This window comes from Geobacter metallireducens GS-15 (assembly GCF_000012925.1).
Lineage (GTDB): Bacteria > Desulfobacterota > Desulfuromonadia > Geobacterales > Geobacteraceae > Geobacter > Geobacter metallireducens.
Map to the genome: position 1 here is coordinate 865,489 of NC_007517.1, position 23,771 is coordinate 889,259.

27 protein-coding genes are annotated in these 23,771 nt (G+C 61.9%); 14 read left to right on the forward strand and 13 right to left on the reverse strand.

Annotated features, from left to right (window positions below; genetic code table 11):
* Positions 1–262: 262 nt before the first annotated feature.
* From GMET_RS03925 to GMET_RS03950, 6 genes are all read right to left on the reverse strand, one after another.
* Complete coding sequence (locus GMET_RS03925; RefSeq protein ID WP_004513529.1) at positions 263–865, reverse strand: MlaC/ttg2D family ABC transporter substrate-binding protein; 603 nt, start codon at positions 863–865, stop codon at positions 263–265.
* Positions 866–883: 18 nt separating this feature from the next.
* A complete protein-coding gene (locus tag GMET_RS03930) occupies positions 884–2,245 on the reverse strand; it encodes a TolC family protein (protein ID WP_004513530.1) in 1,362 nt (453 codons plus the stop codon).
* Positions 2,246–2,272: 27 nt separating this feature from the next.
* Positions 2,273–2,725, reverse strand: coding sequence for an outer membrane lipid asymmetry maintenance protein MlaD (gene mlaD / locus GMET_RS03935; protein WP_004513531.1), 453 nt, complete (start codon positions 2,723–2,725; stop codon positions 2,273–2,275).
* 18 nt (positions 2,726–2,743) lie between these two features.
* Positions 2,744–3,490: an ABC transporter ATP-binding protein gene (locus tag GMET_RS03940; RefSeq protein ID WP_004513532.1), complete on the reverse strand. Its 747-nt coding sequence runs from the start codon at positions 3,488–3,490 to the stop codon at positions 2,744–2,746.
* 3 nt (positions 3,491–3,493) lie between these two features.
* A complete protein-coding gene (locus GMET_RS03945; RefSeq protein ID WP_004513533.1) occupies positions 3,494–4,267 on the reverse strand; it encodes an MlaE family ABC transporter permease in 774 nt (257 codons plus the stop codon).
* A gap of 70 nt (positions 4,268–4,337) precedes the next feature.
* A complete protein-coding gene (locus tag GMET_RS03950) occupies positions 4,338–5,963 on the reverse strand; it encodes an NADP-dependent glyceraldehyde-3-phosphate dehydrogenase (protein WP_004513534.1) in 1,626 nt (541 codons plus the stop codon).
* A gap of 168 nt (positions 5,964–6,131) precedes the next feature.
* Between GMET_RS03950 and GMET_RS03955 the strand changes: the two genes are divergently transcribed.
* Together GMET_RS03955 and GMET_RS03960 are read left to right on the forward strand one after the other, a co-directional pair.
* Complete coding sequence (locus tag GMET_RS03955) at positions 6,132–6,941, forward strand: dienelactone hydrolase family protein (protein ID WP_004513535.1); 810 nt, start codon at positions 6,132–6,134, stop codon at positions 6,939–6,941.
* A gap of 51 nt (positions 6,942–6,992) precedes the next feature.
* Entirely contained in the window at positions 6,993–7,511 is a 519-nt protein-coding gene (locus tag GMET_RS03960) for a protease complex subunit PrcB family protein (RefSeq protein ID WP_004513536.1), read from the forward strand.
* On the opposite strand, the gene GMET_RS03965 is transcribed toward GMET_RS03960, so the two are convergent.
* Positions 7,508–8,011 carry a YqiA/YcfP family alpha/beta fold hydrolase gene (locus tag GMET_RS03965; protein WP_004513537.1) on the reverse strand — a complete coding sequence of 168 codons (504 nt, stop codon included), beginning with the start codon at positions 8,009–8,011 and terminating at the stop codon, positions 7,508–7,510. The two genes, GMET_RS03960 and GMET_RS03965, sit on opposite strands and share 4 nt — an antisense overlap.
* Before the next feature lie 271 nt (positions 8,012–8,282).
* Here GMET_RS03965 and GMET_RS03970 point away from each other — a divergent pair, with 271 nt between their 5' ends.
* Positions 8,283–9,038 carry a DUF5131 family protein gene (locus GMET_RS03970; protein ID WP_004513538.1) on the forward strand — a complete coding sequence of 252 codons (756 nt, stop codon included), beginning with the start codon at positions 8,283–8,285 and terminating at the stop codon, positions 9,036–9,038.
* A gap of 142 nt (positions 9,039–9,180) precedes the next feature.
* Positions 9,181–10,257, forward strand: a complete 1,077-nt coding sequence (rsgA, locus tag GMET_RS03975; protein WP_004513539.1) for a ribosome small subunit-dependent GTPase A — start codon at positions 9,181–9,183, stop codon at positions 10,255–10,257.
* A 7-nt stretch (positions 10,258–10,264) separates the two neighbouring features.
* On the opposite strand, the gene GMET_RS03980 is transcribed toward rsgA, so the two are convergent.
* From GMET_RS03980 to GMET_RS03990, 3 genes are read right to left on the reverse strand one after another with little or no spacing between them, the layout of a single operon-like run.
* Positions 10,265–11,017 carry a class I SAM-dependent methyltransferase gene (locus GMET_RS03980; RefSeq protein ID WP_004513540.1) on the reverse strand — a complete coding sequence of 251 codons (753 nt, stop codon included), beginning with the start codon at positions 11,015–11,017 and terminating at the stop codon, positions 10,265–10,267.
* Positions 11,018–11,024: 7 nt separating this feature from the next.
* Positions 11,025–11,663 carry a CAP domain-containing protein gene (locus GMET_RS03985; RefSeq protein WP_004513541.1) on the reverse strand — a complete coding sequence of 213 codons (639 nt, stop codon included), beginning with the start codon at positions 11,661–11,663 and terminating at the stop codon, positions 11,025–11,027.
* Entirely contained in the window at positions 11,660–12,457 is a 798-nt protein-coding gene (locus GMET_RS03990) for a PEP-CTERM sorting domain-containing protein (protein ID WP_138983415.1), read from the reverse strand. The genes GMET_RS03985 and GMET_RS03990 overlap by 4 nt, the downstream gene beginning before the upstream one ends.
* Positions 12,458–12,503: 46 nt before the next feature.
* Between GMET_RS03990 and GMET_RS18730 the strand changes: the two genes are divergently transcribed.
* Positions 12,504–12,713 (forward strand): hypothetical protein, encoded by a 210-nt coding sequence (locus GMET_RS18730; protein WP_138983416.1) that lies wholly within the window; start codon positions 12,504–12,506, stop codon positions 12,711–12,713.
* A 41-nt stretch (positions 12,714–12,754) separates the two neighbouring features.
* Here GMET_RS18730 and GMET_RS03995 read toward each other — a convergent pair whose 3' ends face one another.
* From GMET_RS03995 to GMET_RS04005, 3 genes are all read right to left on the reverse strand, one after another.
* Positions 12,755–13,375, reverse strand: a complete 621-nt coding sequence (locus GMET_RS03995; RefSeq protein ID WP_004513543.1) for a LysE family translocator — start codon at positions 13,373–13,375, stop codon at positions 12,755–12,757.
* Between the two features lie 237 nt (positions 13,376–13,612).
* Entirely contained in the window at positions 13,613–14,779 is a 1,167-nt protein-coding gene (locus tag GMET_RS04000) for a methyl-accepting chemotaxis protein (protein ID WP_011365725.1), read from the reverse strand.
* Between the two features lie 9 nt (positions 14,780–14,788).
* On the reverse strand, positions 14,789–16,012 hold the full coding sequence (locus tag GMET_RS04005; RefSeq protein WP_011365668.1) for an ISL3-like element ISGme5 family transposase: 1,224 nt from the start codon (positions 16,010–16,012) through the stop codon (positions 14,789–14,791).
* A 300-nt stretch (positions 16,013–16,312) separates the two neighbouring features.
* Between GMET_RS04005 and GMET_RS04010 the strand changes: the two genes are divergently transcribed.
* The 9 genes from GMET_RS04010 to GMET_RS04050 all read left to right on the forward strand — a co-directional run bounded on the left by GMET_RS04010 (position 16,313) and on the right by GMET_RS04050 (position 23,723).
* Positions 16,313–16,654, forward strand: a complete 342-nt coding sequence (locus GMET_RS04010) for a zinc ribbon domain-containing protein YjdM (RefSeq protein WP_004514388.1) — start codon at positions 16,313–16,315, stop codon at positions 16,652–16,654.
* A gap of 98 nt (positions 16,655–16,752) precedes the next feature.
* Positions 16,753–17,412, forward strand: coding sequence for an outer membrane protein (locus GMET_RS04015; protein ID WP_004514389.1), 660 nt, complete (start codon positions 16,753–16,755; stop codon positions 17,410–17,412).
* A 122-nt stretch (positions 17,413–17,534) separates the two neighbouring features.
* Positions 17,535–18,125 carry a TetR/AcrR family transcriptional regulator gene (locus GMET_RS04020; RefSeq protein ID WP_011365726.1) on the forward strand — a complete coding sequence of 197 codons (591 nt, stop codon included), beginning with the start codon at positions 17,535–17,537 and terminating at the stop codon, positions 18,123–18,125.
* A gap of 53 nt (positions 18,126–18,178) precedes the next feature.
* A complete protein-coding gene (locus GMET_RS04025; RefSeq protein WP_004514391.1) occupies positions 18,179–19,183 on the forward strand; it encodes a YhdH/YhfP family quinone oxidoreductase in 1,005 nt (334 codons plus the stop codon).
* Between the two features lie 27 nt (positions 19,184–19,210).
* Positions 19,211–19,777, forward strand: a complete 567-nt coding sequence (locus GMET_RS04030) for a flavin reductase family protein (RefSeq protein ID WP_004514392.1) — start codon at positions 19,211–19,213, stop codon at positions 19,775–19,777.
* A gap of 32 nt (positions 19,778–19,809) precedes the next feature.
* A complete protein-coding gene (locus tag GMET_RS04035) occupies positions 19,810–21,000 on the forward strand; it encodes an MFS transporter (RefSeq protein ID WP_004514393.1) in 1,191 nt (396 codons plus the stop codon).
* Positions 21,001–21,011: 11 nt separating this feature from the next.
* Positions 21,012–21,824 (forward strand): epoxyqueuosine reductase, encoded by an 813-nt coding sequence (locus GMET_RS04040; RefSeq protein ID WP_004514394.1) that lies wholly within the window; start codon positions 21,012–21,014, stop codon positions 21,822–21,824.
* Positions 21,825–21,905: 81 nt separating this feature from the next.
* Positions 21,906–22,481 (forward strand): TetR/AcrR family transcriptional regulator, encoded by a 576-nt coding sequence (locus GMET_RS04045; protein ID WP_004514395.1) that lies wholly within the window; start codon positions 21,906–21,908, stop codon positions 22,479–22,481.
* A gap of 54 nt (positions 22,482–22,535) precedes the next feature.
* Entirely contained in the window at positions 22,536–23,723 is a 1,188-nt protein-coding gene (locus tag GMET_RS04050; protein ID WP_004514396.1) for an efflux RND transporter periplasmic adaptor subunit, read from the forward strand.
* Positions 23,724–23,771 lie beyond the last annotated feature (48 nt).

The following is a 23,771-nucleotide window of genomic DNA, read 5'->3' on the forward strand; positions in this document are numbered from 1 at the left end:
GGTTCAACCTGAAGTGGCCACGTTGCGAGGAGGGTGGTGTGCTTGTTCTGATGGTATGGACACTGTCCTACAGCAGATAGCTATAGAATAGGCAGCACGTGCCCCATGACGCAAGCAGTCCGTGGGGCGACTTTATCCCATTCAAAAAAGTTTACAGTAATTGTCGAATTGTTTAACAGATTCCCATGCGGGAAATGCGCACAAAAAAGGCTGCTCCCCGCGGGAAGCAGCCCTTTTCTTGTGATCGATCGATGGCGGTCGGCTACGGCGCCTTGATCTCCGCACGCTTGGACCTGAGCTTTTTCAGGAGGGCGGGGTACCCCTCGTTGGTGATGATCTTGTTGAACTGGCCCCGGTAGTTGGATACGAGGCTCACTCCCTCGATGACCACGTCGTAAGCCATCCACCGTCCACCCTTGTTCATGAGGCGGTAGTCGAGGGAGTATTCGTCGCGCTTGGCGGTGACCACCTTGGACCTCACCTCGGCGTACTCCCCCTCGATCCTTTCGTTGAGGTAGACGATCTTCTCCTGGTTGTAGGATTCGATCTTGTCAGCGTAGGAGTTTTCCAGGAGCGTCTCGAAGAGGGAGACGAATTCCTTCTTCTCGGCGGCGCTTCGGTCCCGCCAGTTGCGCGCCATGGCACGCTGGGCCATCTCGCCGTAGTCAAAGACGGCACCGATGGCCTTTTTCAGCTCCTGGCGGCGCTTCTTCTCGTTCTGGGGTTTCTTCATCTCCTTGTCGGAGACGATCCGAACCACCTCATCCACGGTCTTCTTGACGGTCTGGGTGGGGCTTCCTTGGGCGAAGACCGGCCCGCCAAGGGCGAGGGTGATGAAGAGAATCGGCAGGGCAAACCATTTCATGACAATGTTCCTCCGGGGTTATTTCTCCAGCGGCATGGCGCCGACGGCGTAGTCCAGGTTGGCCCGGGACATCTTCTGGTTGTAAATGGACTGGAAGTAGCCGGCCCGCATCCGGGCGTAGTTCTGGAGCCCGTCGAAGAGTTCCTTGGCCGGGCCGACGCCGAAGTCGAAGTTGGCCATGGCGGAGACGATCCACTTCTTGGCATTGCTGTATGCGTCCCGGGTGGCGTCGATGCTCTTCTCCGCCTCCTTCAGCTCCAGCCACGCCTTTTTCACCTGGAGGGGGATGTTGGTGTCGGCGTAAACCTTAGTGGAGAGGAGCCGGTTGTACTGGGCCCGCTCGCCGGCCACCTTGGAGCCGGTGATGCCGAAATCGAGCTTCCACCTGGCCCCGAGGGCGATTCCCGTCCAGAAGTGGTTGAACTCGTCGGTAATGAAGGGGTTGTCGATGCGGCTCCGCTCGGGGGAATAGGCGCCGGACAGGAGCCCCGCCAGGAAGATGTCGGGGTAGTAGGCCGCCTTGGCCGCCTCCACGAGTGCTTCCCGGGCCTGGAGCCCTTCCTTGAGCTGCTTGAACTCGGGGCGCTTTGCCCGGGCCTCGTCGATGTAAGCCGGAAGATCGCCGGCGGTTCCCTCGTCGGGCACGAGTCGCTCGGTGGCAATGTCGATCCGGGCCTCCGGGGGGAGGCCGACGCGGCTCCGGAGCGCCGAGAGGGCCAGGGTTTCCCCCTTGTCGGCCTCGGCCAGGTATTTCCCCACCTCGCCGTTAAAGGCGTCGAGCTTGTAGATGTCCAGCTCCTCCACGTTGGGGGAAGACTTTTCCAGAAGCTCCTGGGCCTTCTTGCGGGCCTTGTCCAGGTTCTCCCGCACCTCCAGGACCACTTCCCTCATTTCCCGGGCCAGGAGAACGCCGTAGTAGTACTCCTTGGTCTGGAGCGCCACCTCGTTGCGTCGCTGGTCCTTCTTGGCCCGGTCCACCTCGATGCCGTGGGTGGCCGCCTTCATGTTTTCGCTGATCTTGCCGAAGGTGTAGAGGGGCTGGACCAGGGTGGCGTCGGCCCGGGCGAACCAGGTGATGGAATCGGTGTCGTTGGACCCGTCCGGCGACCAGACCTGGTTACCCCGGGCTTCGGGGACCGGCCCGAAGAGGGCCTTCATTTCGATCTGCGGGAATCGGTACCCCTTGGCCTCCTCAAGCCTGGACTGGGCCAGCTCGATGTCTGCCTGGGATTCGCCCAGCTCCGGCGCCGTGGCTATGGCGCCCCGGATGCATTCGTCAAGGCTGAGGGTTTTCGGTGCCGTTGCCGGTTCGGCGGCCAGCGCCCCGGATAGCGGGAGTGCCGTCAGACATGCCAGTGCCACTGCGCGAAGTGTTCTCATTTCCTTCCCTCCTGGAATGCGGCTCAGTCACTCCACCTTGCCGTGGATGTACTTGCTCAGCAGTTCCTCCAGATCAACTGCCGATTCGGTCTCCCTGATCCTGCCGTTGTCGGCCAGAAAGTTATCGGAGCCGCCGGGCTTCAGCAGGATGAATTTGTCGCCGATGATGCCGCTGGTGCGTACCGAGGCGATGACATCGTCCTGGAGCTTTACCCCGTTGGCGATCCGCATGGAGACCCGTGCCCGGTCATTGAACTTCGGATCGAGAGCGATCCTGTCGACCCGGCCGACCTCCACCCCGGCAATCTCCACCGCTGCCCCCTCCTTGAGTCCCGACACGGAGTCGAATTCGGCGTAGACCTCGTAGTGGTCCCCGCCGACCAGCTCCATCTTGCCCAGCTTCACCGAGAGCCACCCGAGGCAGAGGATGCCGATGGCCACGAAAATGCCGACAATGAGTTCGAGAGTGACTTTCTTCATAACAATCCCCTGCCTGTGTCAGATGAACTTGATGGGTCCTTCGAGACTGCCGCTGATGAACTGCCGCACCACCGGGTGCTCCGAGCGCCGGATCTCCTCCGGCGTCCCCATCTCGGTGATCCGTCCCCGGTAGAGCATGGCCACCTGGTCCGAGATGTCGAAGATCTCGGGAATCTCGTGGGAGACGATCACCGCCGTGTAGCCGTACCGTTCGTGGGTATCCCTGATGAGCTGGTGGATGGCCCGGCAGATGATCGGGTCAAGCCCCGTGGTCGGCTCGTCGAAGAGGATGATCCGCGGGTTCAGCAACAGCGCCCGGGCAAGCCCCACCCGTTTCTTCATCCCCCCTGACAGCTCGTCGGGGTACTTTTTGTCGATCCCCCTGAGCCCCACGTTCTCCAAGGCGTTGTGGACCCGGTCGCGAATCTCGGCCCGGGAGAACCGGGTCTTCTCCTCCAGGGGGAACGCCACGTTCTCGAAGACTGTCATGGAGTCGAAGAGGGCCGCGTTCTGGAAGAGCATCCCGAACTTCTCCCAGACCCGGTTCATCTCGAACCGGCGCATGGCGGTGATGTTTTCCCCGTCCACGTGGACTTGGCCCCGGTCGGGCTTCATGAGGCCAATCATGTGCTTCAGGAGCACGCTCTTCCCTTCGCCGCTGGGGCCGATCACCGCCGTGATCTTCCCCTCGGGTATTTCCAGGGAAAGGCCGTCCAGCACTGTCTGGGAGTCGAATGACTTGTGGATGTCAACGAGTTTGATCATAAATTACAGCATCACCGACGTGAGGAAGTAGTCCCACACCAGCACCAAGACCGACGACATGACCACCGCCTCGGTGGTGGCCCGCGACACCCCCTCGGCGCCGTGGCTGGCGTGGTATCCCTTGTAGCAGCAGACCCAGGCGAGGATGCCGCCGAAGGAGATGGATTTGACGAACCCGGACCAGACGTCCTTCCACTCCACGCTCCGCTCCATCTCGTGGAAATAGGCGCCGGGGTTAACCCCCAGGAGTTTGACCCCCACCAGGTACCCGCCGTAGATGCCGACCACGTCGAAGATGGCGCACAGAAGCGGCACGGCCACCAGCGCCCCGACGATCTTCGGCGAGATCAGGTACTTGAACGGTTCCAGCGCCATGGTCTTCATCGCGTCGATCTGTTCGGTTATCTTCATGATCCCGATTTCGGCGGTTATGGCGCTGCCGGCACGCCCCACCACCATGAGGGCCGTGAGGACCGGCCCCAACTCGCGGATGAGGGAGAGGGCCACCGCCGAGCCGAGCATCCCCTCGGAGCCGAACTTGGCCAGGGTGTAGTACCCCTGGAGCCCCAGGACCATACCGGTGAACGAGGCGGTGAGGGTTATGACGAAGAGGGATTTGGTGCCGATGAAGTGGATCTGTTTGAAAATATGGAAGGGCCTGCCGGGCCGGATGATGATGTTCACGAGGGCCATGACGAGAAAGATCAGCATCCGGCCCATTTCCCGGAAGATGAAGATGGTGACGGCGCCCAGTTTTTCGAGGAAGGTGCGGAGCACGGTTCTCTCCCGATAAAATTGATAGGTGCGACAGAGTATATGACGAAGAGTCGCCGAAGTAAAGCCACACTCAGAGGATGAAGTCCGTGGAGAGGAAGTTGGAGCGGTGCTCCCGGACGATATCGGCAATGATCTCCTTGTTCAGATCTATTTCCTTGGCCGCCACCAGGGTCCGGATGGAGAAGGAGCGCAGAGCGTCCGAGACCGACAGGGTCCCCACAGCCGAGTCCTTCCGCCCGGTGAAGGGGAAGATGTCGGGGCCCCGCTGGCATTGGCTGTTGATGTTCACGCGGGAGACCTGGTTCACCAGGTGGTCCACGAGGTTCGCCAGGGTCTGGGGATCGCGGCCGAAGATGCTCACCTGCTGGCCGTAGTCCGACTCCTCGATGGCGCGGATGGGGGTGCTGACGTCGGTGAAGGGAACCACCGGCACGATGGGGCCGAACTGCTCCTCGGCGTAGAGGCGCATGGCCGGGGTCACCGGATAGACCACGGCCGGGGAGAAGAAGGAGCAGTTCACGGAGCCTCCCCCGTCATTGACGATCCGGGCGCCGTGGCTCCGGGCGTCTTCCAGCAGCTCTGAGAGATAGACCGCCTTTCCCGGTTCGGGAAGGGGGGTGATCATCACGCCCGGCTCCCACGGCATCCCGCAGCCGAGGGCGGCGAGGGCTCGGGAGAAGAGATTCAGGAAGTGGTCGGCCACCGATTCGTGGACGAAGATGATCTTGAGGGCGGTGCAGCGCTGGCCGTTGAAGGAGAGGCTTCCGGCGATGCACTCCTCCACCGCCAGGTTCAGGTCGGCGTCGGGGAGGACGATGGCCGGGTTCTTGGCCTCGAGCCCCAGGACCGTCCGGAGCCGGTGGGGCTTGGGGTGCTCCTTGTGGAGCGCGTTGGCCGCGGGGCTCGTGCCGATGAAGGCGAGGACGTCCACCTTTCCCGACGCCATGAGCGGCGGGGTGACGGTGCGGCCGGCCCCGAAGAGGGTATTCACCACGCCGGGGGGGAAGGAGTCCCGGAAGGCTTCGAGCAGCGGTGCGAAGAGGAGGACCCCGTGGCGCGGTGGCTTCAGGAGCACCGTATTCCCCATGATGAGGGCCGGAATGAGGGTGGTGAAGGTTTCGTTGAGGGGGTAGTTGTAGGGCCCCATGCAGAGGGCCACGCCGAGGGGTGCCCGGCGGATCTGCCCGATGATCCCCTCGTGGATCACGAAGCGGGAGGAGACCCGGTCCAAGTCCTTGAGGGCATCGATGGTGTCGTCGATGTAGGTGATGGTCCGGTCGAACTCCTTGGCGGCGTCCTTTTCGGTCTTGCCGATCTCCCACATGAGGAGCCGGACCACCTCGCTCCGCCGTTCCTTCATCCTGGCCGCGAACCGTTGCACGTGGCCGATGCGGTCGGCAACGGTCATGGTGGGCCATTCACCCCTGCCGTTGTCATAGGTGGCCACTGCCGTGTCCAGGGCCGCCATGGCGTCGTCCCCCCCCATGAGGGGAAAGCTCCCGATCCTGACCCGCTCGGGTCCGTCCGGGGTCCTGACGCAGACCGGGGAGAAGACTTCCTGGGATGCACCCTCCCAGTGGCGAAGTTCCCCTGCCACGAGGTAGGTCCGCAGTTCCACCGGGGCCGGGAGCCGGTGTTGGGGCGGGATATCCTCCGATGCGGGAAAGAGGGTTGCGATTTTTTCACTGATGGTCATGGGAACCTCCTCCTGGACTCAAGGCAACAAGGAAAAGGGTAATGCAGACTCCCCGATAATCAAGGAGCCGGAGGCGCATACGACGCCATGCGGGAAATTTCTCCGTAATCTGGTAAAGTTACCGCAGACGTTGGAACCGCCTTCGGGCGGCGGGAGAGGAGGTGCGGCATGGGCGGAATCAGAAAATTTGTCTGGGTGGCGGTCGCACTGGCCGGCGGCTTCCTGGGCGTGTCGACGGCGGATGCCGCGGTGCAGGGGAAGGTGGTCGAGTACCGCGACGGCGAGGTGACCATGAAGGGGTATCTCGCCTGGAACGATACGGTGAAGGGAAAACGTCCGGGTGTCCTTGTGGTGCACGAGTGGTGGGGGCTCAACGACTACGCCCGCAAGCGGGCGCGGATGCTGGCGGAGCTGGGGTATACGGCCCTGGCGGTCGATATGTACGGCGGGGGGAAAGAAGCCACCCATCCCGACGATGCCGGCGCGTTTTCCTCTGCGGTAATGAAGAACATGGACCTCATGGCTGCCCGCTTCCGGGCGGCGATGGAGTTTCTCAAGAAACAGCCCACCGTCGATGCCGTCCGCATCGGCGCCATCGGTTACTGCTTCGGCGGGGCCGTGGTGCTGAACATGGCCCGCCAGGGCCTTGACCTCAAGGGGGTGGCCAGCTTCCACGGGAACCTCGCCACGGCAAAACCGGCCGGGCCGGGAACCGTCAAGGCAAAGGTGACGGTTTTCAATGGCGGGGCCGACACCCTTGTGCCCCCCGAACAGGTGGGGGCCTTTACCGCTGAAATGACCAGGGCAGGCGCCGCCTTCCGGTTCTTCTCCTACCCGGGCGCGAAACACGCCTTCACGAACCCCGACGCCGATGTCTATGCCCGGAAATTCGGCCTCCCTCTCGCCTATGACGCCGCCGCCGACAGGGATTCGTGGGAGGAGATGAAGCGCTTCTTCCGGGAAGTGTTCGGACGATAGAGTCCCTTGCGACAACCGGATTGAAATTCACACGAACAGGATGGTCCACCTATGAACTCCATTCGCACGTCTCTGCTCCTGGTTCTCACCGTCATCTCCCTTGCCGGTTGCGCCACCGCCATCCCGGTACAGCCGCCTCCCGCCGCCATCAAGGTGCCCGTCGAGACGGTCGCCAAGGGGGTCGGCGGCGCTTACTCCGAGCCCGGAACCGATACCCAGCTCGTCTGGCCCCAGATCCGTGTCATTTCCGACCAGGGGGGATTTACAGCGTTCTGGAACTCGCTCCACCGGAACGTGACACCCCCGCCGCCGCTTCCTTCCGTCGATTTTTCGCGTAATGACGTGATTGCCGTGGTGGACATGGTCCGGCCGACCGGGGGGTACGGCATCGAGGTCAAGGAGGCGCAGGAGGGTATGGATGCCATCTGGCTTACCATCATCCGGAGAACGCCGGGCAGGGGGTGCTTCACGGCCCAGTCACTGAGCCAGCCCTATCATCTGGTGGCCATCAGGAAAAGTGGCAAGCGCTGTATACCCAACTATGTCGATGTGACCTATTCCTGTCCCTAGGAGTTCACGTTTTCCAGAAACAAACCGAAGAGCTCTTCGATGAAGGGGAGTTGTTCGACAAGGGCGTGGTCGCCATCCACCAGAAAGAGCCGTGCGCGGTGGCGCCGGGCGAAGCGGACGGCATTCTCCATGGGGATGACCTCATCGTGCATGCCATGAACGACGTAGGTTTTCCCCGATGGGGTGGGGTCCGGTTCGGCGTAGTCGGGAAGGTAGACGGCCGGAGCCATGAGAAAGAGCCCCGTCGGATTGACGGTCTGTGAGGCCACCGTTGCCACATAGCCCCCCATGCTGGAACCGACGAGGACAAGGGTGCCCGTTTCGCCGGCGCACCGCTCCACGAGCCTGCCGACCCGGGCATCGGGATCGGCGAGGTCGGTGTAGTCGATGCTCTCGACGGCAAAACCCTGCGTCCGTGCCACGGTGGCCAGGGCCGAGATCTTGGTTCCCCAGGGGCCGCTCTCTTTGCCGTGGGAGAAAATGACGCGTCCTCGGCTCATTGCACCGCTCCGCGCAGGTTCGTCCGGACTTTTCTGCCCATGGCACCTTATGTCTTCCAACGCCTCTCCTTGTGCTGTGTCTGAGTATCTCGAACCATCTGCGGGACAGCGCTACAGTATTTTAAATCACCTCGACGAAAAATCAACGGATCCGCGTGAAACATTTACGGTAATTCTCAAGTCTCGCTCCAGCACGCCGATACATGAACTATGGGCCGGATCGCATCGTGCGCCTCAACTATCAATGGGGTAAGAGTCAGGCAGGGTTGAGATGTTCAATCGGCTGAGGCAAGGGATTTTCTGGGATGACGCCTGGGAGGTGCTCGTCCGGCGGGATACGGTGGACCGCGAGATTCTCTGGCGTCCCTTTGGCGAGAAGGAGGGAAAGGTCTGGAGCGTGGGTGGCGACCCCTTCCATCCTTCCCTTCCGGTGGAGCAACTGGACGCCATGCTTTCGGTCGTGGCCTCGTCTCCCCAGCATCTCTTCATCACCGTCACCGATTACCCCGAGCATTCTTTCCAGAGGCTCTACGCCACCTCGCCAGATTCCCCCTATCGCCTCCTGGAGGAGGACGATACCCTCAACAACCTCTGGTTCCTGGTCCGGATACGGGACCAGGAGGAGGCGGATCTCCGCGTCCCCGCCACTATTGCCCTCAAGAACTGCTGGGTGGCCGACGGGGTCCGGTGGCCCATGGTCGGCATCCTTGCCGAGCCCCTTCGGGGAGGACTGAACCTGCGGCAGGTGAACAGCCTCTGCCTTGCCGGGTTCGGCGCCATCGACTGGGTGGTCTGCGGGGGGGCCGGGGATGGCGACGTTCCACACCATGCCGACTGGGCGCGGGATCTCCGCGATCAGGCAGAGGAACGCGGCATACCCTTCCTCTACACCGGGAGCGGAGGGCTTCTGGACGGACGGACCTGGGACGAGATTCCCCCCTTCAGGGGAGAACCCAACCACCTCCATGTCTTTGACCACTGTCGCGCCAACCGCCAGGATGGCTCCATCCGGAGCGTAGCCGCCTGATACCCCACGCCCTGCCATTCCGGCACACCCTGCCAGCGATTTTTCCCTTTGGTTCTCTTCCTGGAGCACCATCCGTCGGTTGCGTTTCCCTCCACATTGCGTACAATGCCGTCGTGCGACTATTCGGAGGGCGAGGTTTTTCATGGATGAGTTGAAAGTGTTGGGATGGAGCGACTGGTTTGCGGAAACGGGCCCCGAGGGGGGGGCGGATCCCGGCACCGTGGCGCGGGTGACGGCCGAGCTTCGGGGGGAGTATCGGCTGAGGGCCGCCGCGGGGGAGTTCCCGGCGCAGCTTGCCCCCCGACTCCGCAAGGGGGCTGCGGACCGCCTTGACCGCCCCATGGTCGGCGATTGGGTCGTCATTGAACCGGTGAACGGCGGGTCGGAAGTGACGATCCACGACATCCTGCCGCGCCGGACCCTCCTTGCCCGCCGGGGCGCGGGTGGCGGGGGCGAGGTGCAGCCCATTGCCGCCAACGTGGATCTGGTCTTCATCGTCATGGGGCTCGACGGCAACTACAACCCGAGGCGTCTCGAACGGTATCTGGTGGCGGCCCGGGAGAGCGGCGCGGAGCCGGTGGTCATTCTCAGCAAGGCCGATCTCTGTCCCGACGCGGCGGAGCGGGTTGCGGAGGCGGCGGCCCTTGGCCCTGGCGTGCGGGTGGTGCCTGTCAGCTCTCTGGCCGGAGAAGGGGTATCAGCGGTGAGGGAAGTCCTGGCGTCGGGGGTGACTGCCTGCTTCGTCGGTTCGTCCGGGGTGGGGAAGTCGACCCTCGTCAACCGCCTCGCCGGGGAAGAGGTCATGGCCACCGGCGCGGTGCGGGAGCGGGACGCCAAGGGGCGCCACACCACCACCCACCGGCAGATGATCCTCCTCCCCTGCGGCGCCATCGTCATCGACACCCCCGGCATGCGCGAATTCGGCCTCTGGCAGGCGGGGGAGGGGCTCGACGCCTCCTTTCCCGAGATCGCCGAACTGGCCAAGCAGTGCCGGTTCCACGACTGCAGCCACGCCCACGAGCCCGGGTGCGCGGTGCGCGATGCCCTGGCCGGCGGAGAGATCGACCAGGGGCGCTACGCCAGTTATCTGAAGCTCAGGAAAGAGGATGAGGCGGCCGCAGCACGCGACGACGTGGCTGCCCGGCAGGAACGGAAGGGGAAGGAGCGGCGCATTGCCAAGGGGCGCCGGGTGGTTCTCCGGAAGAAGGGGGAGAACTAAAACTTTTTTATTCTATCCTCCCCGCCCGGAGAACCAGGGGCCACGAGACCTGCCTGACAAGCGCCGGGTCCCCCCAGGCTGTTGCCAGGTCCCCTGCCACGAGCTCCAACGGATCATCCCCCCTCAGCCGCCGGTATTCCTTCACCGCAGACCATGTCTCGAAGTAGCCCATCAGGTGCCCCAGGTCCCATTCCGCCTTCATGGCAAAGGTTGGGGTCTCGATCTCGGCAAAAGGGAAGGGGAGGGTCCGGTAGCCGGCGTCCACGTGGGCCCGCTCGGGGGGCCAGTAGGGGCCTATGACGTCGCGGTAGAAGCGGCCTATGATCCGGTCGATCTCATCATCGATGGCAAGGAGCCCATAGGTGAAGGCGGCAAAGACAGCACCTCCCCGGGCTACCCGGCGCACCTCGGCGTAGAAGCGGCTGAAGTCGAACCAGTGGAGGGCCTGGGCAGCGATCACCAGGTCGACGCTGGCGTCGGGGAGGCCGGTTTCTTCCGCCGGTGCCACCCGGTACTCCACCCGCTTGTGGGGGGTGGCGCTCTTGATCTGCCCGGCACTGGGGTCGACGGCGTAGACCCGGGCGAAGTGTTCCGCCAGGGCTACCGATGCCTGGCCGGTGCCGCAGCCGCAGTCCAGGGCCGCGTCGCGCCGCGCCGGCAGTCCCGCCAGCCAGGCGAAGAGCTCGGTGGGGTAGCCGGGGCGGTAGGAACGATAGACGTCCGATTTCTCGGAAAAATAGTCCTTGAATTGCTGTGCCATGGTGGTTTTACCTCTCAGTGAACCAACCGGCAAAGTCGATGACGCAACTCGTCTCGAAAACCGGGTGGGGACCGCAGGCGATACCGGCCACCCTGAAATCGGGGGCGAAAATGTTCTTCCGGTGACCCCGGTCAGGCACTCCGTCGTCGACGATGAGCTGCATCACCACGCGACGGGCATCGTCGGGGCCGTAGCTGATGTTCTCGCCAATGGTGCTCTGCCACCGGCCGATCCGTTCGGCCCGGGCCCGCATCTCCATCCTGCCCGAGGCGTGGCCCAGGGCGCCCGTCCGTGCCTGCTCCCGGTTCAGCTCTGCGGCAACACGGGAAAGCCCTTCCGACCACGTCAGCGGGGAAAGGGGGCGTTGCGCCTCCAGAAACCGCACCGCCTCGTCCACGGCCCGGGTCCCTTCCCTGGTGATGTATCGAATCCTGCTGCCCGGCGGGATATGGTACGTTCCCGTGAACTGGGACCGGTAGACGCGCAGGTGTTCGGCGTAGGCCTTGGGGTTGGCTCGGGCCGCGTTCAGTTCGGCGAGTACCCCCCGCGCCAGATTGTCCCCGGCCGAGGCCCGCACCGGCAGGGCGCAGGCGATGGCCATGGCGGCGAGCATTGCCAGGGTTGCGCGCAGTGTGGTGAAAATCATGGAGTATCTTCCCGGTCATTGAGGGTGCGTTTCCTCAGTCTGCACAGGGCCATTACGCTCCCGGCAACGCCAAAGAGGGCCAGGGTGGATGGCTCTGGAGCCGGATAGACTTGCACCGAGCCTGTGCCGGCGAGAACCCAGGGCGAGGCCGGCTCCGGTGAAAAAAAGGCCGGATTGATCCCGAGGTCGCAGGAAAGGACCAACGGCGTTGCAGTACCTTTTTCCAGGTCGCCGGGGTTGAAGATGGGGGAGAGTCCGTGCCCCGTGGCATTGGTCAATACTTCCAGGCCGGCGAAGGCCTGGCCTATGAAGGCTCCGTTCAGCAACTCGGCCATGGTGACGGACTGGTTGGTATGACTGTAAAAATATCCCGAATTCCCAATCCCCGCGGAGAGAAAGGGGAGTCCGTCGGTTGCCCGGGCCACGCTGTCGGCAAGGGTTCCCTCCGTCGTGAAGCTGGTGGCGCTGTTCCCCTGGTCGAGCCAGAGGGCCAGAACCGCACCCGGGTCCAGGATGCTGGCAAGGTTGACAGTGCTTGAACCGACAGTAAATGCCCCCAGGTCAGGGTTGCCGTATTCCGTGTGCACTTGGAATGACGAAGGGTTGAGGGGATCGTATGCATACTGCCCGTTCACCAGATACGGTGGGATGCTCAGCACCTTATGGGCGTAAATCCCGGTCAGTTGCGACGTTGGGCCTGCCGTGAAAATCGTTTCCCCTCCCGCTACGATCCGGTTGACGGATATGATTCCCACCAAGTGATCTCCCGGCGCCAGTTCCAGTCCATTCTTCATGGTTCCGTTCGAATCGAAAAGGTTCTCCACATAACTGAAGCTGAGCGTGTTCAGCGTATGGGACTGGAAGGTTGTCGCCGATGCCGGCACGGTCGTGCCGGTCAACAGCCAAGTCGTGACCAAAAATGAAAAAATCCCTTTTTTCAACAGTATGCCCTCCTCTGCATGGTATGCCACGTTATGTGTCCTTGATGGTAAATCGCAAGGCGTCTTTCTGTATCATGAAACCATTTTTTATGAAAATATTATTATTTAAATCCCTGGAGGGGGAGGATTCATTTCCGGAACAGGGGAAAATTACCGTTCCGCCAGGGCCAGCCTTACCCCCAGGGACAGGAAAACCCCCGCGGTCAACCAGTCAAAATACCGTGCGATCCGGGGGCGGGCTAGGATGAAGCTGCCGATGCTCCCGGCGAAGTAGCCGAGCAGGCAGAAGATTACCACGGACTGCACCATGAATATGAGTCCCAAGAGCAGCATCTGGAGGGGGACGCGGCCGGCGGCGGGGGCCACGAACTGGGGGAGGAACGCCAGGAAGAACATGGCCACCTTGGGGTTGAGCACGTTCATGATGAATCCCCGCCGGAACAGGGCCGCCGCGGGGAGGTCGTCGGCCGCCGAGAGCCTGATGGCGGACCGTTCCTTCAGGGTTTTGAAGGCCAGGTAGAGGAGGTATGCCGCGCCGGCGGACTTCACCACCGTGAAGGCAATGGCCGAGGAATAGAACACCGCCGAGATCCCGAAGGCCGCGGCCGTGGTGTGGACGGTGACGCCGCTGCACATGCCGAGGGCCGTGACGATGGCCGGCTTCCTCCCCCGGGCGACCCCCTGGGTCATGACGAAGATGTTGTCAGGGCCGGGGGCCACGGTCAGGGCGATGGAGGCGCCGAGGAAACAGAGCAGGGTATAGAGGGTCATGGGGGGGCCCTTCCGCGGAAGACAGTCGGAGCGCGCTGTTAAAGTGCTTGTTTCCGAATCGTGTCGCGGCACAAAGCTATTGAGGGTTCCCCCTCCTTGTCTGGCTGTTATAGCCGACCGTACCCTTCTGTGCAAGATTAGAAAAAAAGCCCTGGTCGCATAAACCAGAGCCCCAATAGTATTCACCAATTTTTCCATGCCATCACAAGGGGATGTGCATAACTCTTAAACGGAATCTCACAGTCTGAAATGCCCCACCAGGCCCTGAAGTTCGTCAGCCTGTCTTGAAAGCGTGGCCGCCGCGGTGGCTGTTTCCGTGGCACCCCGGGCGGTCTGCTGGACCACCGCGGTGATCTGCTGGATGTTGGATGATATTTCCCCGGTCGTGGCGGTCTGTTGCTCTGCGGCGGTGGCGATCTGGTTGATCTGCATGGTGACGTCGTTGATCTGTTGGAGTATCTGTTCCAGAGACTGGCCGGACTTATCCGAGTATTCGGCCCCCCTCTCGACCTCTGCCACTCCTTCGTCGATTGCTGAAACAGCTCCCTTTGTTTCATTCTGAATGGTCTTAATCATTTCACCAATTTCGCGGGTGGCGCGAGTGGTGCGCTCCGCGAGGGCACGGACTTCGTCTGCCACAACAGCGAACCCTCGGCCCTGCTCCCCCGCTCGGGCGGCTTCGATGGCCGCGTTGAGCGCCAGCAGGTTTGTCTGATCGGCGATGTCCTGGATTGTCCCAATGATCTGTCCGATCTGATCGGACCGGGAGCCCAACTCTTCGACGGTCTTTGCCGCGTCTCTAACCCGGCTGGCGATGCGCTCCATGCAATCCGTGGCCTGGCGGACAACTTCGGCTCCCGATCGGGCGGTGTTGACAGCGCGGGTGGAGTTTTCCGCTGCTCTCATGCAATTGTTAGCGATGTCGCCTGAAGTGGCTGCCATCTCTTCACTAGCTACGGCCACTGTGTTGGTCTGGGAGGCGGCATTGTCCGTCCCGGCGGCAATCTGGTCGGCGTTGGACTGGAGTTGCCGCGAGGCCATGGCAACCTCTTCCGACGTCTGCGATATCTGGGAGACGATTTCGCGGATGGTTGCCTGAAGGCTGGCGATGGAACGGATGATACTGCTGATCTCGTTGTTGCGCTTGGGCGCAATAGTTTGCATCAGGTCTCCCCCGGTCAATGTGGCCAGGTAGCCCTGGATGCGCTTGAGCGCATCGTTGACCGTACGGAAAAGGAGGGAGCTGAATAAGGCCCCGAGCAGCACAAAAACGGTTGTGGATGCGATTGCCTCTGCCGTCGATAACGAGCGCCCAGCTATGACTGCAAGGATGATGCAGGTGCTGTAGCAGATGCAAAGCAGCACGATCCGTGTTCGGATATTCAGGTGAAGATAAAGGTTCAAAAAAAAGGTTCATCCGGGAATTCCGGGGAAAGCGGCTCTGATCTTGAGAAAGAAGTATTCGTGATCCCGGAAGCCGTAGGCCATTCTTTTGATCACCTTGATCTTGTTATTGATGCCTTCGAGGATTCCGGTGTGAAGGGGCCAGAGGCAGTGGTTGAGGATTCCTTGGAGATAGCCCTTTAGCCGGCGGGCAAACAGGATGAGTGGCGGTATTCCACTCTCCATCGCCCTTTGGTGCCACTGCTCCCAGAATAGTCCCGCCTCTTCAATGCAGGTAAACTTCCACAGTTGCTTCAGATCGTCTTTGAGCAGGTAGACCGTAAGGAGGCTGCGGTTTGCCTCCAACAGTTCCTGGAGGCGAAGCATGTCGTCGCCCTTGACGTTCTCGCTGTTTCGTAGCAGCAACCACCGCGATGTTTTGACTACCTTCCGTGCCTTCTTGTCTTCCTTCAGGCGGTTTGCCTCATCGACTCGCACCCTGTCGATCACTTCCCTGCCATACTTCGCCACCACATGGAACAGGTCGTAGACTATGTCTGCCTGGGGCGAGTGCTGCTTGATTTCCTCCTCATATGATGCGTTCATATCCATCACGACCGCTTTGAGCCGTTTACAGCCATGTGGGCCAAGCTGCGTGAAGAAAGGACGGATACTCTCGCGACTCCTGCCTTTGCCGATCCATAAGACTTCCTTACGGTATGGCTCGATGATAACCGTCGCATAGCGGTGCCCCTTGTGAAGGGCGAACTCATCCATCCCGAGAACTTCGATGTTTGAGAGGTCGACGGTGCCGACCCGCTCTGTGAGTGAGCGCTTGTCGATTTCCTTCACCTGGTCCCAAGAAAGCCCCAGATACTGCGCCACGTGCTTCACAGACACGACACCACACAGTCGCGCTACGCTCTCTGCAAGCCTGCGCGTCACGCGGGCGTATTTCGCCAGCCATGACAGACGCTCCAGCGTTGGCCCACACTGAGGGCACAGCAGCCTGCGGCGGTGAACGATCAGATAAGTCTGAGCATCGAGAATCGGCAAATCTCGAATTACGCGCTTGGTCGTTTCATGGACGCTTGTGCAACGCCCGCCGCACGAGCCACACACCATCTCATCCTGGGACAGGGCAATCAGTTCTACCTCGATCCGTTTGGCATCACCTGTGACGATAGTGCGTGTCCCAGCAACACGATATCCTTCCCACCCTCCCGCAATTGCGATAACATCGGAATACGACAACGGCAGCCTCCTGCGATCTTTTTTGGTTGGGGAACCATCAAGATACCGCAGTGCTGCCGTTGTTGTTTATTAATCTTCCCCGGAATTCCCTGAAGAACCAAAAAAAAGCCCATGACTTTCTCCTGATAGTTCTTGATCAATATGGTTGTCATTGGTACTTATCGGCAGGTTGCTTCGCCGCTGTAGTAAAAAGTGTTGGTTGGGGCGGCATTGAGTGGGAATGGCGCGGCGGAAGCAGCTTGACATCTATGGTGGGCTGATCCCAATATGGCCCCCATAATAAATCAGAAAGGATGCGCCATGAGCGATATGCCAAAATGTCCACAATGCAGTTCAGAATACACGTACGAAGACGGAACCATGTATGTCTGTCCGGAATGCGCCCATGAATGGGGGAAGGAAACGGCAGCGGAGAGCGGGGACGGGAGTCGCGTGGTGCGTGACGCCCATGGCAATGTTCTCAGTGACGGTGACACGGTTACGGTGATCAAGGACTTGAAGATCAAGGGCTCGTCGTCGGTGATCAAGGTCGGAACCAAGGCCAGGAATATCCGTCTCGTCGAAGGAGACCATGACATCGACTGCAAGATCGACGGGATCGGTGCAATGCAGTTGAAATCGGAGTTCGTAAAGAAGGCGTAAATGACTGGTTCGCCTCCATTCAGGCCCGGGATGTAAACTGCACCCCTCCTTTTGCGTTATACTGATTACATTTGGCATACCATTCAAGGAGGATAACCATGAAAAGAATTCTCATTGCCGCTGCAGCCATCGCCATCTGGGGGATGCCCGCCATGAGCCAGGCAACGCCTGCCCGGCCCGGGGGGTATTTTTCCGGTTTCCTCGGGGTGAGCATCCCCCGGGACGCCGACGTTGCCGGCACCGATTCCGGTACATCCTTCAACGACCGGGTGGAGTTCGATCCCGGTATTGTCGTGGGTGGCACCGCTGGGTATGATTACGGCTTTCTCCGCCTGGAGGGGGAGCTTTCCTACCGGCATTCTGAGATCAAGTCCGTCACTGCTTCGGACGGGTACCGCTTCCACGGCGTGGATGGTGATCTCGGTGCCCTGGCGGTCATGGCCAACGCCTTTGTCGATATGCACAACCAGAGCCCCATTACCCCCTACGTGGGAGGAGGCGTCGGCTTCGCCGTGCTCAATCTGGGTAATACCACCAGTACTGAATTGGACCCCCTCTATGAGAAGGGGGATGACACCGTTTTCGCCTACCAGGCGGGAGCCGGGGTGGAGATAGCCCTCAACCCGATCATGTCCCTTGACCTGGGATATCGCTATTTCGGCACTTCAAAGGCCACCTTCGACGAAGGTGTGGTGACGGCGACCAAGTTCAGGTTCGAGAGCCACAATGCGCTGATGGGGCTCAGGGTCAAGTTCTAGATTTATTCGGTAGCGCCCGGAAAAGCCCGCCATGTGCGGGCTTTTCCGTTTGTGATAGGAACAACCATTCACTCTAAATTCCCTCCTTGACTTTGTAGACGACCGGTCTAATAATGATCCCCATGGATAAGAACGAAACGAGAGCAACCATCATCCGCATCGGCACCGACCTCATCGGCCGTCAGGGGTTCAACGCCACCGGCATTGATGCGGTGCTGAGGGAGGCTGGTGTACCCAAGGGCTCATTCTACTACTATTTCAGGAGCAAGGAGGAGTTCGGCCTGGCGGTGATTGACCACTTTGCCGAGCGCTACGACCAGCGGCTCGACACCTTCCTGAACGACGATGAGGTGACACCGCTGAATCGGCTCCGTAATCTGCTGGAGAGCGGCCTGGCGCGCCTGGAGCAGAACCAGTGCGCCAAGGGATGCCTCATCGGCAACCTGGGGCAGGAGCTGGCCGACCAGAACGAACGCTTCCGGGCGAGGCTCGAAGAGGTGTTTACCTCGTGGAAGAAGCGCTACGCCGCCTGCCTGCGGGAGGCCCAGCGTGCAGGGGAACTGGCACCGGAGCTTGACCCGTCCGTGGTGGCGGGATTCATTCTCTCCGGCTGGGAAGGGGCTGTCCTCCGGGCCAAGGTGATGAAGTCGCCCCAGCCCCTGCGGGATTTCATCGCCACGCTTTTTGCAACGGTGCTGCGCGAGCAGGTGTGAAAATTTTTTTCGGCAACTAGACGACTGGTCTAATTTGAGAAGGGGAGGGGAGCATGGGAAACTCGGTATTCAAGGCGCTGGTGGTGGAGAAGACCCCCGAGAAGCAGTTCGTGCGGGAGATCCGCGAGCGGAGCATCGACGACCTGCCGGCCGGCGACCTGGTGGTGCGGGTCCACTACTCCTCCCTCAACTACAAGGATGCCCTCTCGGCCACGGGGCACCCCGGGGTGACGCGGCAGTTCCCTCACACTCCCGGCATCGACGCGGCGGGTGAGGTGGTCTCCTGCGAAAGCGGTGCCTTCGCCCCGGGCGACAAGGTTGTTGTCACCGGCCACGACCTGGGGATGGAAACCGACGGCGGCTGGGGGCAATACATCCGCATCCCGTCGGAGTGGGCGGTGCGGTTGCCCGAGGGGTTGACGCTGCGCGAAGCCATGGCCCTCGGCACCGCCGGTTTCACGGCGGCCCTGTCGGTGCTGAAGCTGGAGCGGGCCGGGGTGAGGCCCGATGACGGCGATATCCTCGTGACCGGCGCCACCGGCGGGGTGGGGAGCATCGCGGTTTCCATCCTCTCCCGGGCGGGCTACCGGGTGACGGCAGCCACCGGCAAGGAGTTCGACGAGGATTTTCTCAAGGGGCTCGGCGCGACAGCCGTGATCGGCCGTGACGACGTGACGGCCGGCGCGGAGAAGGCACTCCTGGCCGAGCGCTGGGCCGGCGCGGTCGATGTGGTCGGCGGCCAGACCCTGGCTGCGGTCCTGAAGAGCACGAAGTACGGCGGTACGGTCACCTGCTGCGGTCTCGTGGGGTCGCCGGAACTGCCGATGAACGTCTACCCGTTCATCCTGCGGGGGGTGAGCCTTCTGGGGATCGATTCGGTCCAGTGCCCCCGGGGGCTTCGCGAGGAGGTCTGGCAGCGGCTTGCGACCGCTTGGAAGCCCTCCCGGCTTGGCGAGATGGTGACGGAGTGCACCCTGGCGGGGCTGGAGGTGATGACCCAGGCGATTCTCCATGGGGGGATCACGGGGCGTGTCGTGGTTAACCTGCAGGAGAGCTGAAAATCTGATTCACGAGAGGAGAATACCATGAAACAATCCCTGGGGGCCAAGACCCTCCTTTTTCCGGCTCCTGTCCTGATGGTCGGCACCTATGACCACGAGGGGAAGCCAAATCTGATGAATGCCGCTTGGGGCGGAATCTGTTGTTCCCAGCCCCCGTGCGTTGCGGTATCCTTGCGCAAGGCGACCTATTCCTACGCCTCGATCGTGGAGCGCAAGGCCTTCACTATTGGAACTCCGTCGGAAGCCGCCATGAAGGCGGCCGATTACGTCGGCATTGTCTCGGGGCGCGACACGGATAAGTTTGCCGCTACTGGACTTACGCCGGTAAAAAGTGAACTTGTGGACGCCCCCTACGCGGCGGAGTTCCCCTTCGCCCTTGAGTGCCGGCTGCTTCACACCCTGGAAATCGGCCTTCACACCCTGTTCGTCGGCGAAATCGTGGACGTTAAGGCAGACGCCGAAGTGCTCGGCGACGACGGCCTCCCCGACATCCTGAAGCTCAAGCCCCTCGTTTTCGACACCAGCCATCGGGGTTACCACGGTGTTGGTCCGCTGCTGGGCAAGGCGCTTGCCGTGGGGAAAAAGCTATGAATTCGCCCAAGAGGCTGAAGGGGTAGGTGCCCATGGAATCACGGGAACACCGGGCGGGAAAACTCCTGCTGCTCGCCTGCGTCATCAGCTTTGTCTGCTTCTTCGGCTCCTACATGAGGATACCGATCGTCCCCCTCTTTGCCACGTCGCTGGGGGCCGACACGGCGCAGGTGGGACTCATCAACAGCGCGTTCATGCTGATGGCGGGAGCGCTCTCCATCCCCTCGGGACTCGTCTCGGATCGACTGGGGCGGCGGATACCGCTCCTGGGAGGGCTGATCCTCCTGGCCGGCTCGTCGTTTCTCCTCTACTGGAGCAACACTCCCCTGCAAATGGGGGGGGTCTATCTCCTCTTCGGCATCGGGCTGTCGGCCTTCTCGCCGACCCTCATGTCGTACGTGGCCGACGTTACCCCGCCGGAGGTCCTGGGCCAGGCCTACGGCTGGTACACCATGGCTCTGTACGGCGGCATGACCCTCGGCCCCGCTGCCGGCGGTTTCCTCGGCACGGCGCTGGGGCTTCGGCCGGTCTTTCTCGTGGCGGGGGGGCTGATCCTCGCCATGTTCGTCGTGGCGCTCATCTTTCTCCCCGCGCCTTCCTCGGCCCAGCACCGCAGCGCAGTCCGTCCCGCCATCCTGCCGACCCTGGCAGGGCTCATGCACAACCGCCGGCTCGTCGCCTGCCTCGTGGCAACCCTCGGCACCTGCTTCGGTTTCGGCATGTTCGTCACCTTCATGCCCCTCTATATCCGGAGCCAGGGGATGCACTCGGGGCACGTGGGGTTTGTCTTCGCGGCCCAGGCCCTGGCTAACGCCATTTCACGCCTCCCCTCGGGGAAACTGAGCGACCGGGTGGCTGACCGGAGTATCCTGGTAACTGGAGGGCTTGCCATTTTCGCCCTGGCGCTCGCCTCCTTCGGCCTCTGCCGGTCCGTGGTCCCGCTCATGGGGGCCGCGGCGGTCATGGGGATAAGCATGGGGGTAGCCTTCACCGCCGTCTGTGCGCTGATCGCCGATGTGGTGCCCCGGGAGCAGCGGGGGCTCGCCATGGGCTGCTACAATACCTGCGTTTATGTCGGGATGATGCTCTGCGCGGCCGGCATGGGGGCGTTCATCCGGGAGGAAGGCTTCAGGATCGGTTTTTTCCTGAATGGCGTGGTCGGGGTGGCGACGTTACTGCTTTTCGTCACTCTCTACCGTCGGCCCGAGCCGGCAGCAGCATAAAGGAGGTCGAGATGGAGGAAGCACTACGTGCCGAGATCGGACGTTTTGTGGCGGAGAGCCCGGAAAACCGCTTCCCTGATGGCAGCGGACCCTACTTCGACGACCCCCTCGTGGGCTTCGCCGCGGCTGACGACCCGCTTTTCACTGACTACAAGCACATCATCGGCGATTTCCACCTGACGCCGGCCGAGCTGCTGGACGGGGCGGCAACGGTTATTGTCTGGATCCTCCCGATTGTGGAGGGGACGCGGATGAGCAACCGGCTGGAGACAGAATGGCCCTCCCGCAAGTGGGCCTTCACCCGGAGTCACGGCGAGACCCTGAACGGCGCCCTTCGCCGGCATCTGGTGGCGCACCTGGAGGGGATCGGCCACCGGGCCGTGGTGCCCCAGTACGCCCCCGCCTGGAAGGAATTCGCCGATACCCCCGTGGGCATTGCCTCCACCTGGTCCGAGCGCCACGCCGCCTACGCAGCCGGACTCGGTACCTTCAGCCTCTCCGACGGCCTCATCACTGCTCGCGGAATTGCCCACCGGGTGGGGAGCGTCATCACCGACCTGGTGCTTCCTCCCTCTCCCCGCACCACCCCGGACCATCGCCACAACTGCCTCTGGTACCGCGAGGAGACCTGCGGCGTCTGCATCGGCCGCTGCCCCGTGGGGGCCATCACCTTCAACGGCCACGACAAGTCCCGGTGCCGGGATTACGTCTACGGCGCCGTTCCCGAGGCGGTGGGCGAGCGCTACGGTGTCACCCATACCGGTTGCGGGCTCTGCCAGACCCGCGTACCGTGCGAGTCGGCGATACCCCGCGGGAAAAAATAAAATATAGCTGGACACGACTTGGTGGATTGTTTAAAAATGGAATGAACGTTCATTCCGCTATTGTGGACAAAGAGGTCTGCCATGTCGAAAGTTGAAAAGCGCGACGAGATAGTCCGCGCGGCCCTTGAGGTCATCGCCGAGCACGGTTTCCATGGCGCCCCCATGGCGCTGATCGCCGACCGTGCCGGGGTTGGGGCCGGGACGATCTACCGCTACTTCGAGAACAAGGATGTCTTGATCAGGGAACTCTATCGGGATATGGAAGGAAGGATCTATCCGTTCATCACCGAGGGGTACGTGGAGGTCAAGGCATTTCGGGAACGGTTTATTCATCTCGGTTCGGCACTCCTGCGGTACTTCATCGAAAACCCCCTCGATTTCCGGTACCTGGAGCAGTTCCATAATTCTCCGTACGGCCTGGAATACCGCCGGGAACGGCTTCTGGGGGAACGTGAAGGGTGCGACGTCTATCGGGAGTTGTTTGAAACGGGGATTGCCCAGCAGGTCCTGAAAAATGTCCCCCTGCCAATATTCTTCGCCCTGACCTTCGGTCCCCTCCTCGCCGTGGCCCGGGACCATATCCTCGGGTTCATTGTGCTGGATGACGCCCTTATCGTCCGGACCATCGAGGCCTGCTGGGATGCGGTCAGGCGATAGGCTGAATCAAGTTTAGGAATGAACATTCATTCAAATTACCGTGAAGAGGTGTCTATGCAAGCCATGTACAGAACACGACTGATTACCGTTACGGGGCTTCTTGCCATCGGGATGATGGTGGCAGGGTGCGGCAAGAAATCCAACGGCGCCCCTCCTCCCAGCGGTCCTCCCGAAGTGGGAGTGGTTACGATTCAGCCCCAACGGGTGGAGCTGACGACTGAGTTGCCGGGCCGCACCTCGCCTCACCTGATCGCCGAGGTCCGTCCCCAGGTCAGCGGCATCATCCAGAAGCGCCTGTTCACCGAGGGATCCGACGTGAAGGCGGGTCAGGTCCTGTACCAGATTGACCCCTCCACTTATCAGGCGGCCTTTGCCAGCGCCAAGGCCACCCTTGCCCGGACGGAAGCCAATCTCATCCCGGCGCGCCTCAAGGAAGAGCGCTTCCGTGATCTGGTGAAGATCAAGGCCGTGAGCCAGCAGGACTACGACGACGCCAACGCCGCCCTCAAGCAGGCCGAGGCCGACGTCGCCTCTGCCAAGGCAGCGGTTGAGACGGCCCGCATCAACTTGGGCTACACGAAGGTGACCGCCCCCATCTCCGGCCGGATCGGCCGTTCCACCGTGACCGACGGGGCTCTGGTGACGGCCAACCAGCCCACGGCCCTGGCCACCATCCAGCAGCTCAGTTCCATGTATGTGGATGTCACCCAGTCCAACGCCGATCTGTTGAAGCTGAAGCAGAACCTGGCCAGCGGACTGATGAAACACGACGGTGCCGCCCAGGCGCGGGTCAAGCTTCTGCTGGAGGACGGCAGCCCTTATCCGCTGTCGGGAACCCTGAAATTCTCGGAAGTCACCGTTGACCAGAGCACCGGTTCCATCACCCTGCGGGCGGTCTTCCCGAACCCGAAGCAAACCCTCCTGCCGGGGATGTTCGTGCGGGCCATCGTTGAGGATGGTGTCAGCGAACAAGCGATCCTGGTCCCCCAGCGGGGCGTCACCCGTAACCCGAAGGGCGATGCCACGGCTCTGGTGGTGGGGGCCGAGAACAAGGTGGAGTCACGGGTCATCAAGGTCGCCCGGACCGTTGGGGACAACTGGCTGGTGAGCGACGGGCTCAAGGCCGGTGATCGGGTCATCCTGGAAGGGATTCAGAAGGCAAAGCCGGGCACGCCGGTCAAGGCGGTGCCGTTCGGAGCAAAGCCGGAGACGGCTCCGGCCCCAGCCGTCGTGAAAAAATAACCTGAAAGTTCACCACGGTGGCACGGAGCACGGAGAATTCAGTTTTTG